The sequence below is a fragment of the Variovorax sp. 05N34 genome, assembly GCF_056397405.1.
The window spans coordinates 58,331-75,187 of sequence record NZ_JBFTNI010000003.1 but is presented as its reverse complement, the minus strand read 5'-3'; the positions used below and the strand labels follow the sequence as shown (position 1 = coordinate 75,187).

Annotated in this window: 21 protein-coding genes; 16 read left to right on the top strand and 5 right to left on the bottom strand. The window is 62.8% G+C overall.

Going from position 1 to position 16,857, the window contains the following annotated elements:
• Positions 1–79 precede the first annotated feature (79 nt).
• Positions 80–946, top strand: coding sequence for an amidohydrolase family protein (locus AC1DMA_RS09335; RefSeq protein WP_478097890.1), 867 nt, complete (start codon positions 80–82; stop codon positions 944–946).
• Positions 947–952: 6 nt separating this feature from the next.
• Here AC1DMA_RS09335 and kefC read toward each other — a convergent pair whose 3' ends face one another.
• Entirely contained in the window at positions 953–2,800 is a 1,848-nt protein-coding gene (gene kefC / locus AC1DMA_RS09330) for a glutathione-regulated potassium-efflux system protein KefC (protein ID WP_478144012.1), read from the bottom strand.
• Between the two features lie 2 nt (positions 2,801–2,802).
• Complete coding sequence (kefF, locus tag AC1DMA_RS09325; protein ID WP_478125272.1) at positions 2,803–3,441, bottom strand: glutathione-regulated potassium-efflux system oxidoreductase KefF; 639 nt, start codon at positions 3,439–3,441, stop codon at positions 2,803–2,805.
• A gap of 67 nt (positions 3,442–3,508) precedes the next feature.
• Between kefF and AC1DMA_RS09320 the strand changes: the two genes are divergently transcribed.
• Both AC1DMA_RS09320 and AC1DMA_RS09315 read left to right on the top strand, forming a co-directional pair.
• Positions 3,509–4,129: a nucleotide-binding protein gene (locus AC1DMA_RS09320; protein ID WP_478125271.1), complete on the top strand. Its 621-nt coding sequence runs from the start codon at positions 3,509–3,511 to the stop codon at positions 4,127–4,129.
• An 81-nt stretch (positions 4,130–4,210) separates the two neighbouring features.
• Positions 4,211–4,669, top strand: a complete 459-nt coding sequence (locus AC1DMA_RS09315) for a MaoC family dehydratase (RefSeq protein WP_478124773.1) — start codon at positions 4,211–4,213, stop codon at positions 4,667–4,669.
• Positions 4,670–4,792: 123 nt separating this feature from the next.
• Here AC1DMA_RS09315 and trmL read toward each other — a convergent pair whose 3' ends face one another.
• Both trmL and AC1DMA_RS09305 read right to left on the bottom strand, forming a co-directional pair.
• Positions 4,793–5,254, bottom strand: a complete 462-nt coding sequence (gene trmL, locus AC1DMA_RS09310) for a tRNA (uridine(34)/cytosine(34)/5-carboxymethylaminomethyluridine(34)-2'-O)-methyltransferase TrmL (protein WP_478124772.1) — start codon at positions 5,252–5,254, stop codon at positions 4,793–4,795.
• A gap of 25 nt (positions 5,255–5,279) precedes the next feature.
• Positions 5,280–5,996 (bottom strand): ComF family protein, encoded by a 717-nt coding sequence (locus tag AC1DMA_RS09305; RefSeq protein ID WP_478124771.1) that lies wholly within the window; start codon positions 5,994–5,996, stop codon positions 5,280–5,282.
• Positions 5,997–6,018: 22 nt separating this feature from the next.
• Between AC1DMA_RS09305 and AC1DMA_RS09300 the strand changes: the two genes are divergently transcribed.
• The 8 genes from AC1DMA_RS09300 (at position 6,019) to AC1DMA_RS09265 (ending at position 12,338) form a co-directional block, all read left to right on the top strand.
• A complete protein-coding gene (locus AC1DMA_RS09300) occupies positions 6,019–6,933 on the top strand; it encodes a biotin synthase (protein WP_478144011.1) in 915 nt (304 codons plus the stop codon).
• 121 nt (positions 6,934–7,054) lie between these two features.
• Positions 7,055–7,531 (top strand): DUF2244 domain-containing protein, encoded by a 477-nt coding sequence (locus AC1DMA_RS09295; protein ID WP_286567805.1) that lies wholly within the window; start codon positions 7,055–7,057, stop codon positions 7,529–7,531.
• 66 nt (positions 7,532–7,597) lie between these two features.
• On the top strand, positions 7,598–8,776 hold the full coding sequence (coxB, locus tag AC1DMA_RS09290) for a cytochrome c oxidase subunit II (RefSeq protein WP_478124769.1): 1,179 nt from the start codon (positions 7,598–7,600) through the stop codon (positions 8,774–8,776).
• A gap of 41 nt (positions 8,777–8,817) precedes the next feature.
• Positions 8,818–10,449, top strand: a complete 1,632-nt coding sequence (gene ctaD / locus AC1DMA_RS09285) for a cytochrome c oxidase subunit I (RefSeq protein ID WP_478124768.1) — start codon at positions 8,818–8,820, stop codon at positions 10,447–10,449.
• Between the two features lie 13 nt (positions 10,450–10,462).
• Positions 10,463–10,573 carry a cytochrome oxidase small assembly protein gene (locus AC1DMA_RS09280; protein ID WP_478124767.1) on the top strand — a complete coding sequence of 37 codons (111 nt, stop codon included), beginning with the start codon at positions 10,463–10,465 and terminating at the stop codon, positions 10,571–10,573.
• Between the two features lie 8 nt (positions 10,574–10,581).
• A complete protein-coding gene (locus AC1DMA_RS09275; RefSeq protein WP_478124766.1) occupies positions 10,582–11,199 on the top strand; it encodes a cytochrome c oxidase assembly protein in 618 nt (205 codons plus the stop codon).
• A complete protein-coding gene (locus AC1DMA_RS09270) occupies positions 11,196–11,411 on the top strand; it encodes a DUF2970 domain-containing protein (protein WP_478144010.1) in 216 nt (71 codons plus the stop codon). The genes AC1DMA_RS09275 and AC1DMA_RS09270 overlap by 4 nt, the downstream gene beginning before the upstream one ends.
• A gap of 45 nt (positions 11,412–11,456) precedes the next feature.
• Positions 11,457–12,338, top strand: coding sequence for a cytochrome c oxidase subunit 3 (locus AC1DMA_RS09265; RefSeq protein ID WP_478124764.1), 882 nt, complete (start codon positions 11,457–11,459; stop codon positions 12,336–12,338).
• A 71-nt stretch (positions 12,339–12,409) separates the two neighbouring features.
• Here the strand turns inward: AC1DMA_RS09265 and AC1DMA_RS09260 are convergent, their stop codons facing one another.
• Positions 12,410–12,631: a twin transmembrane helix small protein gene (locus AC1DMA_RS09260; RefSeq protein ID WP_478124763.1), complete on the bottom strand. Its 222-nt coding sequence runs from the start codon at positions 12,629–12,631 to the stop codon at positions 12,410–12,412.
• Between the two features lie 36 nt (positions 12,632–12,667).
• Between AC1DMA_RS09260 and AC1DMA_RS09255 the strand changes: the two genes are divergently transcribed.
• From AC1DMA_RS09255 to AC1DMA_RS09235, 5 genes are read left to right on the top strand one after another with little or no spacing between them, the layout of a single operon-like run.
• A complete protein-coding gene (locus AC1DMA_RS09255; RefSeq protein ID WP_478124762.1) occupies positions 12,668–13,465 on the top strand; it encodes an SURF1 family protein in 798 nt (265 codons plus the stop codon).
• The gene (locus tag AC1DMA_RS09250) at positions 13,404–14,132 is read left to right on the top strand and encodes an SCO family protein (protein ID WP_478144009.1); all 729 of its coding nucleotides are present in this window, start codon (positions 13,404–13,406) and stop codon (positions 14,130–14,132) included. Before AC1DMA_RS09255 ends, AC1DMA_RS09250 begins: the two co-directional genes overlap by 62 nt.
• A gap of 7 nt (positions 14,133–14,139) precedes the next feature.
• Positions 14,140–15,324: a COX15/CtaA family protein gene (locus AC1DMA_RS09245; RefSeq protein ID WP_478124760.1), complete on the top strand. Its 1,185-nt coding sequence runs from the start codon at positions 14,140–14,142 to the stop codon at positions 15,322–15,324.
• The gene (gene cyoE / locus AC1DMA_RS09240) at positions 15,321–16,226 is read left to right on the top strand and encodes a heme o synthase (RefSeq protein WP_478124759.1); all 906 of its coding nucleotides are present in this window, start codon (positions 15,321–15,323) and stop codon (positions 16,224–16,226) included. The genes AC1DMA_RS09245 and cyoE overlap by 4 nt, the downstream gene beginning before the upstream one ends.
• The gene (locus AC1DMA_RS09235) at positions 16,223–16,852 is read left to right on the top strand and encodes an SCO family protein (RefSeq protein WP_478144008.1); all 630 of its coding nucleotides are present in this window, start codon (positions 16,223–16,225) and stop codon (positions 16,850–16,852) included. Before cyoE ends, AC1DMA_RS09235 begins: the two co-directional genes overlap by 4 nt.
• Positions 16,853–16,857 lie beyond the last annotated feature (5 nt).

Below are 16,857 nucleotides of genomic sequence, written 5' to 3'. Positions count from 1 at the left end.
GAAAATAATCAATTCAAGCCGCATGAAGGTGTGCGGCATGAGGACTTACCCTAAGCCCCCAACCCTTGGAGACACTGCCATGGACTATCAGAACCTCATCGCGATCGACACGCATACGCATGCCGAAGTGAGTTGCTGGAATCCCTTTGATAACTACGGCGAGGAATACGATCGCGCCGCGGACAAATATTTCAGGTCGAGCCGCCGCCCGACCATCCAGGAGAGCATCGACTACTACCGCGAGCGCAAGATCGGCCTGGTGATGTTCATGGTCGATGCCGAGTCGAACATGGGTCGGCGCCGCATTCCCAACGAGGAGATCGCCGAAGCGGCCCAGAAGAACTCCGACATCATGATTGCGTTTGCCAGCATCGATCCGCACAAAGGAAAGATGGGCGCACGCGAAGCGCGGCGATTGATCGAGGAGCACGGCGTCAAGGGCTTCAAGTTCCATCCCACAGTGCAGGGTTTCCACCCGTACGACAAGATGGCCTGGCCGATCTACGAAGTGATCAATGAGTACGCGCTGCCGGCGGTCTTTCATACGGGGCACAGCGGCATCGGCTCGGGCATGCGCTGCGGTGGCGGCCTGCGGCTCGAGTACAGCAATCCGATGCACCTGGACGACGTCGCCATCGACTTCCCCGACATGCAGATCGTCATGGCGCATCCGAGCTTCCCATGGCAAGACGAGGCGCTCAGCGTTGCAACGCACAAGCCCAACGTCTGGATCGATCTCTCGGGCTGGAGCCCGAAGTACTTTCCCAAGCAGCTCGTGCAGTACGCCAACACGCTGCTCAAGGATCGCGTGCTGTTTGCGAGCGACTATCCGCTGATCACGCCCGACCGCTGGCTCAAGGATTTCGAGGATGCGGGCTTCAAGCCCGAGGTGGTGCCCGGCATCCTGAAGGACAACGCGGTTCGCTTGCTCAAGCTCGCGAAGTAAGGCGGCCTACGAGGTCTGCTCCTGCTCGTTCTTGTCCCAGTCAAGATGGGTGGTGCGTTGGCGGTGCTCTTCGCGCTCACGTGCGATCTGCTCTTCGAATTGATGGCGCCCTTCCTTTTGGGCGGCGATCAGCTTGGCGCGGTCCTTGTAGTGCGGATAGACCTCGTGCATGAGCTGGATATTGCGAAGCCTGAAATGCATCGCCGTTTCGCGCGCCTCGTGCGCGGGCCAGCCGAGGCCTTCGAGCACCGAGCGGGCGCTCCGTAGCGAAGACTCGAAGAGTTCCCGTTCGACGTGTTCGATCTTGCGGTCGAGCAGTTGATAAACGTGCGCCACGTTGCGCGCGCGCGCAACGATCCTGGCATTCGGGAAATTCTGCCGGACGAGATCGACGATCTTCAGCGACTGCTCCATATCGTCGACGGCCACCACGACGACCTTGGCCGTGCCCGCGCCTGCGGTGCGCAGCAGGTCGAGCCGCGTTGCATCGCCATAAAAGACGCGAAAGCCGAATTCGCGCAGACTTTCGATGGTGTCCGGATCATGGTCGAGCACGGTGATCTTCAAGCCCTGGGCGCTCAGCATGCGCCCAACGATCTGCCCATATCGCCCGAAGCCGCAAATCACGACCTTGGCGTCCTGTTGTTCTGAGATCTCCTCCATGGTGGTCGGCGCTTGCGTGCTGTAGCGCGGCATCACCCATTTGTCGATCGCCACCAGCAGCAGGGGCGAGATCAACATCGAAAGCGCCACTGCACCGATCAGGAACGATGCGACGCCGCGCGGCAGCACATCGGGGCCAGCGGCCTGAAACACCACGAAAGCGAATTCGCCGCCCTGCGCAAGCAGCAGCGTGAACACCGGCCGCTGCTGATGCGGCACGTGCATCAACTTCGCCAGCCCATAGATCACGCCGAACTTCAGCAGCATGAAGCCGATCACGACTGCCGCCATCAGCGCAGGGTGACTCAGCAACACACCGAAGTCGATGCTCATGCCCACCGCGATGAAGAAGAGGCCGAGCAGGAGCCCCTTGAACGGTTCGATGTCGGTTTCGAGTTCGCGCCGGTATTCGCTTTCCGCGAGCAGCACGCCGGCCAGGAATGCACCAAGCGCCATCGAGAGGCCGATGAATTGCATCAGCGCCGCGATCGCGACCACCAGCAGCAGTGAGGCGGCGGTGAAGATCTCGGGAGTCTTGCTGCGTGCAATCCACCTCAGCACAGGCCGGAGGGCCAGACGCCCGCCGATCACGATGCCGGCGATCACGCCGATGATCTTCAGCCCCTGCAGTGCCCGCTCCATGCCCGAAATGCCGTCGCTGGCGTCAGGACCGACGGCCAGCAGCGGAAGCAGCGCAAGGATCGGAATGGCAGCCACGTCCTGGAAAAGCAGAATTGAGAAGCCAGCCTGCCCGCTCGGCGTCAGGAGCAGGTTGCGCTCGCCGAACACTTGCAGCGCGATCGCCGTGGACGACAGCGCCAGTCCCAGCGCTGCCACGAGCGCGACGCGCCAGTTTGCTCCTGCGAGGAAGCCGACCAGGAAGAGCACTGCGGCGCAGCCCAGCACCTGTGCCGAGCCCCAGCCGAAGATGGGTCCGCGCAGACTCCAGAGCCGCTTCGGCTCCAGTTCGAGGCCAACGAGGAAAAGCATGAGCACCACGCCGAACTCCGCGAAATGCAGGATGTCCTCGACATTGGTCACCAGCCCCAGTCCCCACGGTCCGATGGCAATGCCGGCGGCGAGATAGCCAATGATCGAACCCAGCCCGAGTGCCTTCGACAGTGGCACCACCAGCACTGCGGCGCCGAGGTAGATCAGTGAATTGATGAGCCAGACAGGGATGTGTGCCATCGTCAAGCCTCTTCCTGGCTCAGGGGGCGGTCGATTTCCGGCACGACGCAACTCGGGCAGGCGGCAATGTCGTCCATCTCCGGCCAGTTCGGATAGGTTCGAAGTCTTTCACTGAAGACTTCCACGTGTGCGGCAATCTCGGATGGCGGCGCGCTGCGGGCTCCATGAAACACCAGCGGCGGCAGGAAGCGCATGCCGCACAGTGCTGCGGTCTGCTCGTAGGGTGGCAGGAAGGCGTCGAAGAAATAGCGGTTGTAGCTTTGCGGGTGATAGCTCTCTTCAGGGCCGCCGGTGGTCGCGACCAGCCAGAAGTCCTTTCCTTCCAGCTTGCTGCCGCCCTTGCCGTAGGCCCAGCCATAGCTGAACACTTCATCGATCCAGAGCTTCTGGAGCGCCGGCATCGAATACCACTGAATAGGGTGCAGCAACACGAGTACGTCGGCGCGGGCCAGGCGCGCCTGCTCGGTCTTCACGTCGATGGAGTAGTCGGGATAGCTGTTGTAGAGATCGTTGACGTCGATGCCGGGTATCTCTCGCGCTGCCTTCAGCAACTGGAGATTGACCCGGGAATCGCGCCAGCGCGGATGCGCGGCGATCACGTAGATATGGGGCGTGCTTTCCGTGCTTGTTGTTGTCGGCATGCCGCGAACATAGCGCACTCCGCGGGCGGCTACCATGGCGCCTGTCTTCAGCCTCGAGGAGCCTCAGATGCCGGTGGTCCTGGTCGCCAATCCCAAGGGCGGGGTCGGCAAATCCACGCTCGCAACCAACGTCGCGGGCTACTTTGCCAGCGGTGGCCATCCGGTGATGCTGGGCGACATCGATCGCCAGCAGTCCTCCAAACTGTGGCTCGGCCTGCGCCCGCCCGTGGCGCGCGGGATCAGGACTTGGGACGCGACAGCGGACGGCGACGTCGTTCGCCCGCCGCGCGGAACCACGCATGCCGTCATCGACACCCCCGCCGGGCTGCACGGCTCGCGCTTCAAGGACGTCGTCGCCTTGGCCGACAAGGTGCTGGTGCCGCTGCAGCCGAGCATCTTCGACATCTACGCGACGCGCGATTTCCTGGACCGTCTGCTGTCGCATCGCCGGGTCGACAAAACGCAGGTCGCGCTGGTCGGCATGCGGGTCGACGCGCGAACCCTGGCGGCCGATCGCCTGCGCGAATTCGTTGCCGGTCTTGAAGTGCCGGTCCTCGGCGAATTGAGGGATACCCAGAACTATGTGCAACTTGCCGCGCGCGGGCTGACGCTGTTCGACATCGCGCCGGGGCGCGTGCAGCGTGACCTGGAGCAATGGGCGCCGATCTGCCGCTGGCTGGACGCTTGAGGCATCGCTCGTGGTTTTCCCTGAACATGCATGTCGCAGCGTCGACACCCGCAACCGAACCAGACCGCTACAGTGATCCGCATGAAACAGACATTCCAGACTCTCGAGGATCTCGCCGCATGCGTCGGCCAGGAAGTCGCCGTGAGCGACTGGATCACCATCACGCAAGAGCAGGTCAACCTGTTTGCGGAGGCCACGGGGGATCACCAGTGGATTCACGTGGATGTCGAGCGGGCCAAAGCCGGGCCGTTCGGCGCGCCCATTGCACATGGGTTCCTCACGCTGTCCTTGCTCCCCCGCATCTATGAGACTTCCTTCAGCGTGGTCGAGTCGCGCATGGGCGTCAATTACGGATTGAACCGGGTTCGATTCATGTCGCCGGTGCCGGTGGGCGGGCGCGTCCGTGGTCGTATGAAGCTCTTGACTTCGGAGCCGATCGCCAATGATGGGCTGCAGATGACTTGGGAGACCACCATCGAACTGGAGGGCTCTCCGAAGCCGGCCTGCGTGGCTGAGTCTGTGGTCCGACGGTATAAGTAGCTCGCCCCCAGGCTGCGCGCACTTCGTGTCGCTTCGCCTTCCCTCTACCGGGGGCACCACCAGCGGCCCGGCGGAGCCGGTTCCGCGGTGGTTCTGGGAGGGGAGCGGGGTGCGGCGCTCTTTTTATGCAAATCCGTTTTGGCGCCAGGCTTCGAAGACTGTGACTGCGACGGCGTTGGAGAGATTGAGGCTGCGCTGGCCTTCTCGCATGGGGAGGCGCAGGCGTTGGGGTTCGGGGAATTGTTCGCGCAGTTCGGGGGCCAGGCCTCGGGTTTCTGAGCCGAAGATCAGCCAGTCGCCGGGGTGGAAGGCTACGTCGTGGACCTGGCGGGTTCCGCGGGTGGTGAGGGCGAACATTCGATCCGATGGGGGGCGCTCGGTTTCGAGCAGCGCCTGCCACGTGGGGTGCCGGCGGACTTCGGCGTATTCGTGATAGTCGAGGCCGGCCCGGCGCAGGAGTTTGTCGTCCATCGAAAAACCCAGAGGCTCCACCAGATGCAAGGTGCAGCCGGTGTTGGCCGCCAAGCGGATGACGTTGCCGGTGTTGGGCGGGATTTCGGGTTCGACGAGAACGATGTGAAACATGGGGCAATTGTCGCGAGGGGCGTGTTCAGGGCGTTGCCTCGGTGCGCGCGAGCACGATGGCGGTGATGTGCGCCGCGCCGCCCAGCCGCAGCACCTGCGCTGCGGCGAAGAGCGAAGCGCCGGTGGTCATGACGTCGTCGACCAGCACCACGCGACGGTTCCGAACAGCCGTTGGCTTGAGCGGCTCCAAGGCAAATGCGCCGCGCAGGTTGCTCAGGCGCTCGACTCGGGTCAAGCCGCTTTGGGCGCTCGTTTCGCGGGTTCGCAGGAGTACGCCGGCATCGGTCTTTCGCGGCGCCAGCCGGCGTGCGAGTTCATGGGCCTGATTGAAGCCTCTTTCGCGCAGACGGGCCGGCGCCAACGGCATCGGCAACAGCAGGTCGGCGTTTTCGATCGCCCGCTCGACCCAGGGTGCACTTCGGAGCAATGTTGCCAGCGGTGCGGCCAGTCCGGCGTCGCCGCGAAACTTGAATTCAGCAATGCACTCCGGCCAGGGCCACACATACGCGCAGGCTGCAAGGCAGGCATCGAGCGGAGGTGGGTCGCGCAGACAGCCGCCGCACCGGTCGATACCCGCCGGGACAGCCAAGGCGCAGGTGACGCATCGCGGCACGGGTGGCGCAAAGCGAGCCACGCACGCATCGCACACCGGCCGGGCGGGCCACGTGCGACACACGAAGCACTGGCTCGGCACGCGAGCCGCAATGGATGAAAAAGTCCTTTCGGACCAGCTTTTGAACATCCCTCAATATACTGAGCGGCTCATGCCTCCCGACTCTCCCCAGCGACCGCCGACCATCGATGCCACGGCGGCTGGCCGCTGGAGCCGCCTCGCGCAAGCCGCCGCTTCTCCTTGGCTGCACGAGGAAATAGGACGGCGCATGGAAGACCGGCTTCAATGGATCAAGGCGCAGCCGCGCCACTGGGCCGATTGGTCGCCGCTTCGCGGGGGCCTTGAGGCGCACGCATTGGTCGCCCGCCGCTACCGAAACGCCACCGCCTACGTCGTCGAGCCCGAGCCGTCGCTCGTGGCGCCGACCGCGAAGGTGCTCGCGGCGCCCTGGTGGACGGCACGGCGTTGGCAGGAGGCGCAAGCAACCTTCGATGCGCCGCCTGAGGAGGGCGTGGACCTGCTGTGGGCGAACATGGCGCTGCACATGGCGGCCGACCCGGGCGCGCTGATCGGCGAATGGCATCGTCGGGTGGCGACAGATGGCTTCCTGATGTTCTCCTGCTTCGGACCCGACACCTTGATGGAGCTGCGCGCGCTTTACCAGCGGCTTGGATGGCCGCCCGCAAGCCATGAGTTCACCGACATGCACGATTGGGGCGACATGCTCGTCGGCGCCGGCTTCGCAGAACCCGTGATGGACATGGAGCGGATCGTCCTGACGTGGGCCGATGCCGATGCCGCCGTGGCTGAGTTGCGCACCCTCGGGCGAAACCTGCACCCGAGTCGATTTGCAGCATTGCACGGCAGAGGCTGGCGCCAGGCGCTCGGCCGTGCGCTGCCCGAACTCGCGCCGGCAGCAGACGGGGGAGGGCGCATCGCACTGACCTTTGAAATCATCTACGGCCATGCATTCAAACCCGCACCGCGAGTCGCCTTGTCGGCCGAAAGCGCGGTGTCTCTTCGAGAGATGCGATCGATGCTTCAGCGCGGTCGCCCAGGCGCATGAGAGGGTGCTGCTTCACCGCTACAATCCGGCGCTGCGTGAACTCCCGGGTATTGTCCCGTGATCGAGGTCTGTCGAATATGGGTTCGACAGAGATCGACGCACCGATTTGCTGAACTCGCCCGTGTCGAATTCCGTGTTTCGTTTTGCCACTGTTTCAGGCCAGAGCATCCACTGGTTCCTGAAGCGCAATTGCTCGGTCACGCCGAGCCAGCTTGGCTGGCTCTACGCGTCGCTCTGCGTGGTATCACTTGGCATCGGAACCGTTTTCTGGCTGAACGGCGCACGGCTCGTGTTGCCGTTCGCCTGGCTTGAACTCGCCGCAGTGGGTTTCGCGTTCGTCCTGTATGCGCGGCATGCGACCGACGGCGAAAAGATCGCCTTGCAGGGCGGCCGGTTGGTGGTCGAACTCGAGAACGGTGGGCACTACGAGCGTACGGAATTCTTGCCGCACCAGGTGCGGGTCGAGCCTCAGGACAGCGATCGTTCGCTGATCGAGGTCTCGGGTCAGGGTCGTTCGGTCAGGGTGGGGCGGTATGTGCGCCCGGAGTTGCGCGCAGCGTTGGCGCGTGAGATTCGCATGGCATTGCGAAGTGCCTGAGCAGGCATTCGCAGTGTTTCACCGTGGGGACCGGTGGGTTAACTGGAAAATGAAGAAGTGAACACGATGAAGAGCATTTGGCGCAACAAGATCTTGCCGGCGAATTTGCTGCTGGCGGCCGGCGCGGCTTTCAGTGGCGCGGCGCATGCAGTCAATGACCTGCCCGGCGGACCGTCCGTGCGTCAACTGAACCTCCCTGTGGGCGTCACCAAGATCGCTCAGGAGCAGCATTTCCTGCACACGGTGATGCTGGCCTTGTGCACCGTAATCTTCGTGGCGGTGTTCGCCGTCATGTTCTATTCGATTTGGAAGCATCGCAGATCCGTCGGCCACAAGGCCGCCAACTTCCATGAGTCCGTGGTGGTCGAAGTCATCTGGACCATCGTCCCCTTCGTCATCGTCATCCTGATGGCGCTGCCGGCCACCCGGGTGCTCGTCGCACAGAAGGACACGACCAATTCCGACCTCACCATCAAGGTCACCGGCTACCAGTGGAAGTGGGGCTACGACTACATCAAAGGCGAAGGCGAGGGCCTTTCGTTCATCTCCACGCTGGACGCCTCCCACCGCGCCATGTCCGACGCGGGCGCCCGTGGTGACATTCCGGACAATTACCTTCTCAAGGTCGACAATCCGCTCGTGGTGCCCGTCGACACGAAGATTCGCATCATCACCACCGCCAACGACGTGATCCACGCATTTGCGGTTCCGCAATTCGGCATCAAGCAGGATGCAATCCCCGGTTTCGTCCGGGACACCTGGTTCCGCGCGGAAAAGGTGGGTGACTACTACGGGCAGTGCCAGGAGCTGTGCGGCAAGGAGCACGCCTTCATGCCGATTCACGTCAAGGTGATGGCGGCTGCCGACTACACCGCCTGGGTCGATGGCAAGCGCAAGGAAGCCGCTGCCAAGCAGGACGATCCGAACAAGGTCTGGACGCTGCCTGAATTGCTGGCGCGTGGCGAGAAGGTCTACGCGGCCACGTGCGCCGCCTGCCACCAGGCCAATGGCAAGGGCGCGGGCCCGGTCAAGCCGCTTGACGGCTCGGCGACGGTGCTCAACTCGGACCACAAGCTGCAACTTCACGTGGTGCTCAATGGTCAGAACAACGGGGCGATGCCCTCGTGGAAACAACTCAGCGACACCGACATCGCTGCCGTGGTGACTTTCACGAAGAATGCCTGGTCGAACAAGACGGGCCAACTGGTGCAGCCGGCTGAAGTGCTGGCCGAGCGCGGCAAGTAAGCCGCGAGCTCCACGAAGACGAGTTTGCAAGGAATATCAAGATGAGCGCAGTCCTCGATCCCCACGCCCACGGCCACGGCGACCATTCCCACGACGAGCACCACCACGCGCCGACCGGCTGGCGGCGGTGGGTTTTCGCGACCAATCACAAAGACATCGGAACGCTGTACCTGCTGTTCTCCTTCACGATGCTGATGGTCGGCGGCGTGCTGGCCTTGATGATTCGCGCTGAGCTGTTCCAGCCCGGCCTGCAACTGGTCAATCCCGAACTCTTCAACCAGTTCACGACCATGCACGGCCTGATCATGGTGTTCGGCGCGATCATGCCGGCGTTTGTGGGCTTCGCGAACTGGATGATTCCGATGCAGATCGGCGCATCCGACATGGCGTTCGCGCGCATGAACAACTTCAGTTTCTGGCTTTTGATCCCGGCCGCGCTGATGCTGGTGGGCTCGTTCTTCATGCCTGGCGGCGCACCCGCAGCCGGCTGGACGCTCTACGCGCCGCTGACCCTGCAAATGGGCCCCTCGATGGACGCCGGCATCTTCGCGATGCACATCATGGGTGCTTCGTCGATCATGGGCTCGATCAACATCATCGTGACCATCCTCAACATGCGCGCCCCGGGCATGACGCTGATGAAGATGCCGATGTTCTGCTGGACCTGGCTCATCACTGCCTACCTGTTGATCGCGGTGATGCCTGTGCTCGCAGGTGCGATCACCATGACGCTGACCGACCGGCACTTCGGCACCAGCTTCTTCAATCCCGCCGGTGGCGGCGATCCGGTGATGTACCAGCACATCTTCTGGTTCTTCGGCCACCCCGAGGTCTACATCATGATCTTGCCGGCGTTCGGCATCATCAGCCAGATCGTTCCGGCCTTCGCGCGCAAGCGGCTCTTCGGCTATGCCTCGATGGTGTATGCCACGTCTTCGATTGCCATCCTGTCGTTCATCGTGTGGGCGCACCACATGTTCACGACCGGCATGCCGCTCACGGGCCAGCTGTTCTTCATGTACGCGACGATGCTGATCGCCGTGCCCACGGCCGTGAAGATCTTCAACTGGATTGCGACCATGTGGCAGGGCTCGATGACCTTCGAGACGCCGATGCTGTTTGCCGTCGGCTTCATCTTCGTGTTCACCATGGGCGGGTTCACGGGGCTGATCCTCGCGGTCGCGCCCATCGACACGCAGTTGCAGGACACCTACTACGTTGTCGCCCACTTCCACTACGTTCTGGTGGCGGGTTCGCTTTACGCGATGTTCGCCGGCTTTTACTACTGGTCGCCCAAGTGGACCGGTGTCATGTACAACGAAACGCGCGGCAAGATTCACTTCTGGTGGTCGCTCATCTCGTTCAACCTGGCCTTCTTCCCGATGCACTTTCTGGGCTTGGCCGGCATGCCGCGTCGCTATGCCGACTACCCGATGCAGTTTGCGGACTTCAACGCTGTTGCCAGCGTGGGCGCATTCGCCTTCGGACTGGCCCAGGTCTACTTCTTCTTCTTCATCGTGCTGCCCACCATGCTCGGCAAGGGCGAGAAGGCCGGGCAGAAACCTTGGGAAGCCGCCGAAGGGCTCGAATGGGAAGTGCCTTCGCCCGCACCTTTCCACACCTTCGAAACTCCGCCCAAGCTGGACGCAACCGCTACCAAGGTCATCGGCTGAAGGGCCGCGCGCCATGACACCTGAACAAAAGAGGAACAATCGTCGCATGGGGCTCACGCTGGCCTCCATTGCGCTGCTGTTCTTCATCGGCTTCATCATCCGCATGGTCTGGATCGGGCATTAGGCGCACCCATGGCCATCGGTCAACGTATCCGTCGCGAAAACGTCCGCATGGTCGGCAAACTGGCCATTGTGGCGGCCGGCATGTTCGGATTCGGCTATGCGCTGGTACCCGTCTACCGGGCTATTTGCGAAATGACCGGCATCAATATCCTGGCGCTGTCGGAACTCGAGGTTCCAGGCGGGGCGTCGGGCGGCAAGAGCGTTCGCCTGCCTGACAACTCGCAGGTGGACATGAGTCGCACGATCACCGTGGAGTTTGATACGAACGTCCGCGGGCTGTGGGACTTCAAGCCCGCGCAGAACTCGATGCAGGTGCATCCGGGCGAACTCCACACCGTGATGTACGAGTTCCAGAACGTGCAGGACCGCCGGATGTCCGCGCAGGCGATCCCGAGCTATGCCCCGCAGCAGGCAGCGCCGTATTTCAACAAGCTCCAATGCTTCTGCTTCAACCAGTACACGCTGGATCCGGGCGAGAAGAAGGAGTGGCCCGTGGCGTTCGTCATCGACCCGAAGATTTCCAAGGACGTCAAGACGATTACGCTGTCGTACACATTCTTCGAGGTCGGCGGGAAGACGCCTGCAGCGCCCGTGGCCAGCAACGCGGCAGTGGGGCCTCGCTCATGACTGCGCCCGTCGGACAGCAAAAGAAGTCAGGGTCGCTGCTGCGAACGGCCAGGGCCGTTGCTTGGTCGTTTTTCGGCGTGCGCAAGAACAGCGGGTTTCAGGACGACATCGCGAAGCTCAATCCGCTGCACATCATTGCAGTTGCACTCGTTGCGGTGGCGCTCTTTGTCTGCGCCTTGATCCTGCTCGTGCGCTGGGTTGCCGCATCCTGAAGATCTACAAAATCTGAACCGAGAGAGAAGAAAGCCAGACCTGATATGAGTTCAACCACGCACGGCAACACGCCCTATTACTTCGTGCCCGGGCCTTCTGCCTACCCGGTGATGGCCGCGACAGGCCTGCTCTTCGTCATTTTGGGAGCGGCCCAGTGGATCAATGGCCATCAATGGGGCGCCTGGTCGCTGCTGGCTGGGATGATCGGTTGGCTGGGCACGCTCTTCGTGTGGTTCCGCACGGCGATCGGCGAAAGCGAGAGCGGCCAGTACGGCTACAAGGTCGACCTCTCGTTCCGCTGGAGCATGAGCTGGTTCATCTTCTCGGAAGTGATGTTCTTCGGCGCCTTCTTCACCGCGCTGTGGTGGGCTCGGACTCATTCGCTGCCGTCCCTCGGCAGCCTGGACAACGCACTTCTTTGGCCCGACTTCAAGGCCGTCTGGCCGACGATGGCCGCAGGCGCGACCGGCTCACCGGCCGACATCGTCGAGCCCTTCCAGACGGTTGGACCCTTCTGGCTGCCGACCATCAATACGGCGTTGCTCCTGAGTTCGGGTGTGACGCTCACGATCGCCCACCACGCGCTGCGTGCGGGCCATCGTGCGCAGACCGTCCGGTTCATGTGGCTGACCGTGTTGCTGGGCCTGACATTCCTGTTCGTGCAGGGCTACGAATACCATCACCTATATACCGAGCTGAATCTGAAGCTGAGTTCCGGCACGTACGGCTCGACCTTCTTCATGCTGACAGGCTTCCACGGCCTGCACGTGTTCATCGGTATGCTGATGTTGCTCTTCATCACCTTGCGCATTCGTGCGGGGCACTTCACGCCGGAGCGTCACTTCGGCTTTGAGGGGGCGGCGTGGTATTGGCACTTTGTCGACGTCGTGTGGCTCGGTCTGTACATCACGGTCTATTGGCTTTGAGTAAGAACGACGGCACAAGAAAAAAGCGCCGCAAGGCGCTTTTTTCATGGTTCTCGGGAAACGATCAGCAGCTACTTGCCGACCGGAAGACCCCCTGGCTGGATGTAGCCGAGTTTCCACGCCACCAGAATGCAAAGGAACAAAACGACCGAGAGGGCAATCCGAACGGTCAGCGCGCGCGCCATGCCGCCACTTTTGGCTCGTCCATTGCGCCCGTCCTTCAGCATGAAAAAGAGCGCAAATCCGAGGCTCGCCAGAATGCCCGCAAAGGCGAGGGCGACAAAGTATTTCATGACCCACATTATCGGCCGCAGAGGCCGCATCATGGTTTGAACACAGATCTTTCGGCCACGGGACCGCGCTCCCGTGGCGGTCGTTTCTGGCTGATCACCGCGGTCGCCCTGATCACCATTGCGGGTACCGCGGCGCTGGGTCGCTGGCAGCTCTCGCGCGCTGCGCAGAAGGAAGCCATCCAGGCCGAGATCGATGCGCAGAAGAACCTTCCTCCGCTCGATCAGCAAGCCTTTCTTGCACTCGAAAACCCAGCGTCCACACTCCACAGGCCGGTCCGCTTGCGGGGGCTCTGGCTGACACCCCACACCGTGTATCTGGACAATCGCCAGATGCATGGCGTGCCGGGTTTTTATGTGCTGACGCCGTTCGCGATCGAGGGAACCAACCAGACCGTGATGATCCAGCGTGGCTGGATCCAACGCAATTTCACGGAAAGAGCCCATCTCGAGCCCGTCGCCACTCCTTCCGGCCTGGTGGACGTGACGGCAAGCATCGCTCCGCCGCCAGCGCGCTTGCTCGATCTTGGGAAGGTCGAACAGGCCGCTGCAACGCCAACTGCCGCGGGGTCTTCGCCCATCCGGCAGAATCTCGACCTTGAAGCGTATCGGACCGAGACAGGACTGCCCCTGCGGACCGATATTTCGCTGCAGGAGACCGGTGAGCCATCCGAAGGTCTGCAGCGCGATTGGCCGGCTCCCGCACTCGGTGTCGAAAAGCACTACGGCTATGCGTTCCAGTGGTTCGGCTTGTCGGCTCTTGTCGTAATTCTCTATGTCTGGTTCCAACTCATCGCCCCCCTCCGCCGCCGCGCACGCCTTGCAGGCCGCCGCTGACGAGCCCCTTGGCCTGACCGTGCATTCCATGCCGTCGCCTCGCCAGGCACTCGCCGGTGCCGAAGCGCGCCGGACCGTGCTCGGGCGTTGGAAGATGGTCATCGTGCTGCTCTGCTGCGCTGCGCCAGTGGTCGCCTCCTACTTCACCTATTACGTGATTCGGCCCGAAGGCCGGAGTGTCTATGGCGAGCTGGTCGATCCGCAGCGCCCCGTTCCGAACATCGCGGGTACTTCACCCGACGGTGCGAAGTTTCAGCTTCCGGCGCTCAAGGGACAATGGTTGCTCGTCGCCGTCGCAAATGCTGCCTGCGATTCAGTCTGCGAGCAGCAGCTCTACTTGCAGCGGCAGCTTCGCGAGAGTCTCGGCCGCGAAAAGGATCGCCTGGACCGCGTATGGCTCGTCAGCGATGCGGCGCCGATCCCCGCGCGGCTTGAAGCCGCGCTGCGGGGCGCCACGGTTGTCCGGGTTCCTGCGGACCAGCTTGAACAGTGGCTGGCTCCCAGCGCAGGCCATGCGGTAGGCGAGCACCTCTACGTGGTCGATCCGATGGGCAACTGGATGATGCGTTTCCCTGCTCGCATGGACACCGCAGGCGCCAGCCGCGCCAAGCGAGACCTCGACAGGCTGTTGCGCGCTTCCGCGTCCTGGGACGAGCCGGGGCGCTGATTCGGCCATGGACCCAACCTCCCTCTACGACCTCACTCCCATCGCCTGGTTGATGGCCGTCGGCGTGCTGCTCGCGCTCGGACCGCTGATCTGGGTCTGGCGCCGCAATGCCGGTGCCGGTCCCGCACGTCGGCTGCACGCGCTGACCGTGCTCACGCTTTTCCTGACCTTCGATCTGACTTTGTTCGGTGCCTTCACGCGTCTCACGGACTCTGGCCTTGGCTGTCCCGATTGGCCGGGCTGCTATGGAAACGCCAGTCCGGTCGGAGCGCGCCACGACATCGCAATGGCGCAGGCGGCGCAGCCCACGGGTCCGGTCACGCATAGCAAGGCTTGGGTCGAAATGGTTCATCGCTATCTCGCCACCGGCGTCGGCGCTCTCATCTTGGCGCTGGCAGTGGCGACTTTGGTAGCGCGACGCCGTCAGCACCTTCCCGGCCATGCCGGTGGGCGTCCTTTGAGCGCCTGGTGGCCCGCGGCTACGCTGCTGTGGGTTTGCCTGCAAGGTGCGTTCGGCGCGCTCACCGTCACCTGGAGGCTCTTCCCCGCCATCGTCACGCTTCACCTCCTGGGGGCGATTGTCCTGCTGGCCCTGCTGTGCATCCAGGCCGTACGCTATCAGCAAGACGCCATGCAACGCTTGCCTACACCTCTGCCTGCGATTTTGCGCAATCTGCTGATTGCCACGTCCGCGCTGCTCGCACTGCAGATCGCGCTCGGCGGTTGGGTCAGCACCAACTATGCAGTCTTGGCTTGCACTCAGTTTCCGACCTGCCAGAACAGCTGGTGGCCGCCCATGAATTTTGCGCAAGGCTTTCAGCTGTGGCGACATCTTGGCGAGACCGCTGATGGCGTGCCGATCGACTTCACGGCGTTGACCGCGATCCACTATGCGCATCGCCTGATGGCCTACCTTGTCTTCATCGCGCTGGCTGTGCTTGGCTGGTCATTGCACCAGGTGAAGCCGCTGCGTCCGCAGGCCCGCTGGCTCGCAGGATTGGCGCTGCTCCAGCTCGCCACCGGCCTGGGCAACGTGCTTCTCGGCTGGCCGCTCGTCGCGGCCATCCTGCACACGGGCGGCGCCGCGGCGCTTGCGGTCGTCGTGACGTGGACCCTCTGCGAAAGCAGGCGCGAGCGAACGCTGGTGCCTGCCGGTGCTGGTGCGCGCCGCGAACGAATGGAGGCCGCATGAGTGCGCCAGTTTCCCTGCACGGGCCGACGACGGCGAGCGTGCTGCGCCAGTTCTACGCCCTCACCAAGCCGCGCGTCGTCCAGTTGATCGTCTTCTGCGCGCTGATCGGCATGGTGCTCGCGGTGCCGGGCGTGCCGGGTCTCGCCGAAGTGCAGCAGGGCGCGCTCGCATGCATCGGCATCTGGCTGGTCGCGGGGGCTGCGGCGGCATTCAACTGTCTGGTCGAAAAGGGCATCGACGCAAAGATGAAGCGAACCGCGTGGCGACCTACCGCTCGCGGAGAGCTGAGCGATCGACAGGCATTGATCTTCTCGGCCGTGCTGTGCAGCGCAGGGTCGGCGCTCCTGTGGTTCGCGGTCAATCCGCTCACGATGTGGCTCACATTCGCCACGTTCGTTGGCTATGCGGTCATCTACACGGTCATCCTCAAGCCGCTGACGCCCCAGAACATCGTGATCGGCGGCGCTTCAGGGGCCATGCCGCCGGTATTGGGATGGGCCGCAATGACGGGAGAAGTAAGCCCCGAAGCGTTGATCCTCTTCCTCATCATCTTCCTATGGACGCCACCGCATTTCTGGGCACTGGCGCTCTATCGGGTCGAGGACTATCGCAAGGCCGGCTTGCCGATGCTGCCGGTGACGCACGGAAACGAGTTCACGCGGCTGCACGTGTTGCTCTATACCTTCATCCTCTTTGCCGCCTGCCTCATGCCCTTCATCTATGGCATGAGCGGATGGCTCTATCTGGTCGTTGCGTTGGGCGTCAGCATCGGATTCACCGGCTATGCATTCGCGCTGTGGCGAAATTATTCCGATGCGCTCGCGCGCAAGACCTTTCGCTTTTCACTGATTCACCTGAGCGTGCTGTTTGCAGCGCTGCTCGTCGACCACTATCTTCGATGACTCCATCCATCAACAAGCGTCAGGCTCTCCGCAGAATCGCCCGGGCAACTGCAACGGTCGGTGTTGTCGCCATTGCGAGCCTCAACCTCTCAGGCTGCACTGAAGCAAAGCCGACGTTCAATGCGGTTGACATCACCGGCGCCGACTACGCCAAGGACTTTTCGCTGACCGATGCGAGCGGACGTGCGAGAACGATGGCGGATTTCAGGGGTAAGGTGGTCGTGCTGTTCTTTGGCTACGCCCAGTGTCCGGACGTCTGCCCGACGACCATGAGCGAAATGGCACAGGTGAAGCAGCAGTTGGGAAGCGATGGCGACAAGCTGCAGGTTCTGTTCGTCACGGTCGATCCGGAACGCGATACGCCGGAAGTCATGAAGGCGTACATGGGAGCTTTCGATCCTTCGTTCGTCGCGCTGATCCCCACGCCAGAGCAGCTTCCGGCGCTCGCCAAAGACTACAAGGTCTACTACAAGAAGGTCGACGGCAAGACTCCGACCAGCTACTCGATGGACCACTCAGCCGCTAGCTTCGTCTATGACCCGCAGGGGCGCCTGAGACTCTACATGCGCTATGGCGCGGGCGTTCCCGCGATGGTGGACGACATCAAGGCACTGCTCAAGTCCTGAGCAGC

Excerpts from the sequence above, each read along its gene's own strand:
- coxB (WP_478124769.1), top strand. The coding sequence starts at position 7,598 with ATGAAGAGCATTTGGCGCAACAAGATCTTGCCGGCGAATTTGCTGCTG.
- AC1DMA_RS09260 (WP_478124763.1), bottom strand. The coding sequence starts at position 12,631 with ATGAAATACTTTGTCGCCCTCGCCTTTGCGGGCATTCTGGCGAGCCTC.
- ctaD (WP_478124768.1), top strand. The coding sequence starts at position 8,818 with ATGAGCGCAGTCCTCGATCCCCACGCCCACGGCCACGGCGACCATTCC.
- AC1DMA_RS09315 (WP_478124773.1), top strand. The coding sequence starts at position 4,211 with ATGAAACAGACATTCCAGACTCTCGAGGATCTCGCCGCATGCGTCGGC.
- AC1DMA_RS09320 (WP_478125271.1), top strand. The coding sequence starts at position 3,509 with ATGCCGGTGGTCCTGGTCGCCAATCCCAAGGGCGGGGTCGGCAAATCC.
- cyoE (WP_478124759.1), top strand. The coding sequence starts at position 15,321 with ATGAGTGCGCCAGTTTCCCTGCACGGGCCGACGACGGCGAGCGTGCTG.
- kefF (WP_478125272.1), bottom strand. The coding sequence starts at position 3,441 with ATGCCGACAACAACAAGCACGGAAAGCACGCCCCATATCTACGTGATC.
- AC1DMA_RS09300 (WP_478144011.1), top strand. The coding sequence starts at position 6,019 with ATGCCTCCCGACTCTCCCCAGCGACCGCCGACCATCGATGCCACGGCG.
- AC1DMA_RS09270 (WP_478144010.1), top strand. The coding sequence starts at position 11,196 with ATGACTGCGCCCGTCGGACAGCAAAAGAAGTCAGGGTCGCTGCTGCGA.
- AC1DMA_RS09335 (WP_478097890.1), top strand. The coding sequence starts at position 80 with ATGGACTATCAGAACCTCATCGCGATCGACACGCATACGCATGCCGAA.
- kefC (WP_478144012.1), bottom strand. The coding sequence starts at position 2,800 with ATGGCACACATCCCTGTCTGGCTCATCAATTCACTGATCTACCTCGGC.
- AC1DMA_RS09265 (WP_478124764.1), top strand. The coding sequence starts at position 11,457 with ATGAGTTCAACCACGCACGGCAACACGCCCTATTACTTCGTGCCCGGG.
- AC1DMA_RS09235 (WP_478144008.1), top strand. The coding sequence starts at position 16,223 with ATGACTCCATCCATCAACAAGCGTCAGGCTCTCCGCAGAATCGCCCGG.
- AC1DMA_RS09280 (WP_478124767.1), top strand. The coding sequence starts at position 10,463 with ATGACACCTGAACAAAAGAGGAACAATCGTCGCATGGGGCTCACGCTG.
- AC1DMA_RS09250 (WP_478144009.1), top strand. The coding sequence starts at position 13,404 with ATGTCTGGTTCCAACTCATCGCCCCCCTCCGCCGCCGCGCACGCCTTG.
- AC1DMA_RS09275 (WP_478124766.1), top strand. The coding sequence starts at position 10,582 with ATGGCCATCGGTCAACGTATCCGTCGCGAAAACGTCCGCATGGTCGGC.
- trmL (WP_478124772.1), bottom strand. The coding sequence starts at position 5,254 with ATGTTTCACATCGTTCTCGTCGAACCCGAAATCCCGCCCAACACCGGC.
- AC1DMA_RS09305 (WP_478124771.1), bottom strand. The coding sequence starts at position 5,996 with ATGTTCAAAAGCTGGTCCGAAAGGACTTTTTCATCCATTGCGGCTCGC.
- AC1DMA_RS09245 (WP_478124760.1), top strand. The coding sequence starts at position 14,140 with ATGGACCCAACCTCCCTCTACGACCTCACTCCCATCGCCTGGTTGATG.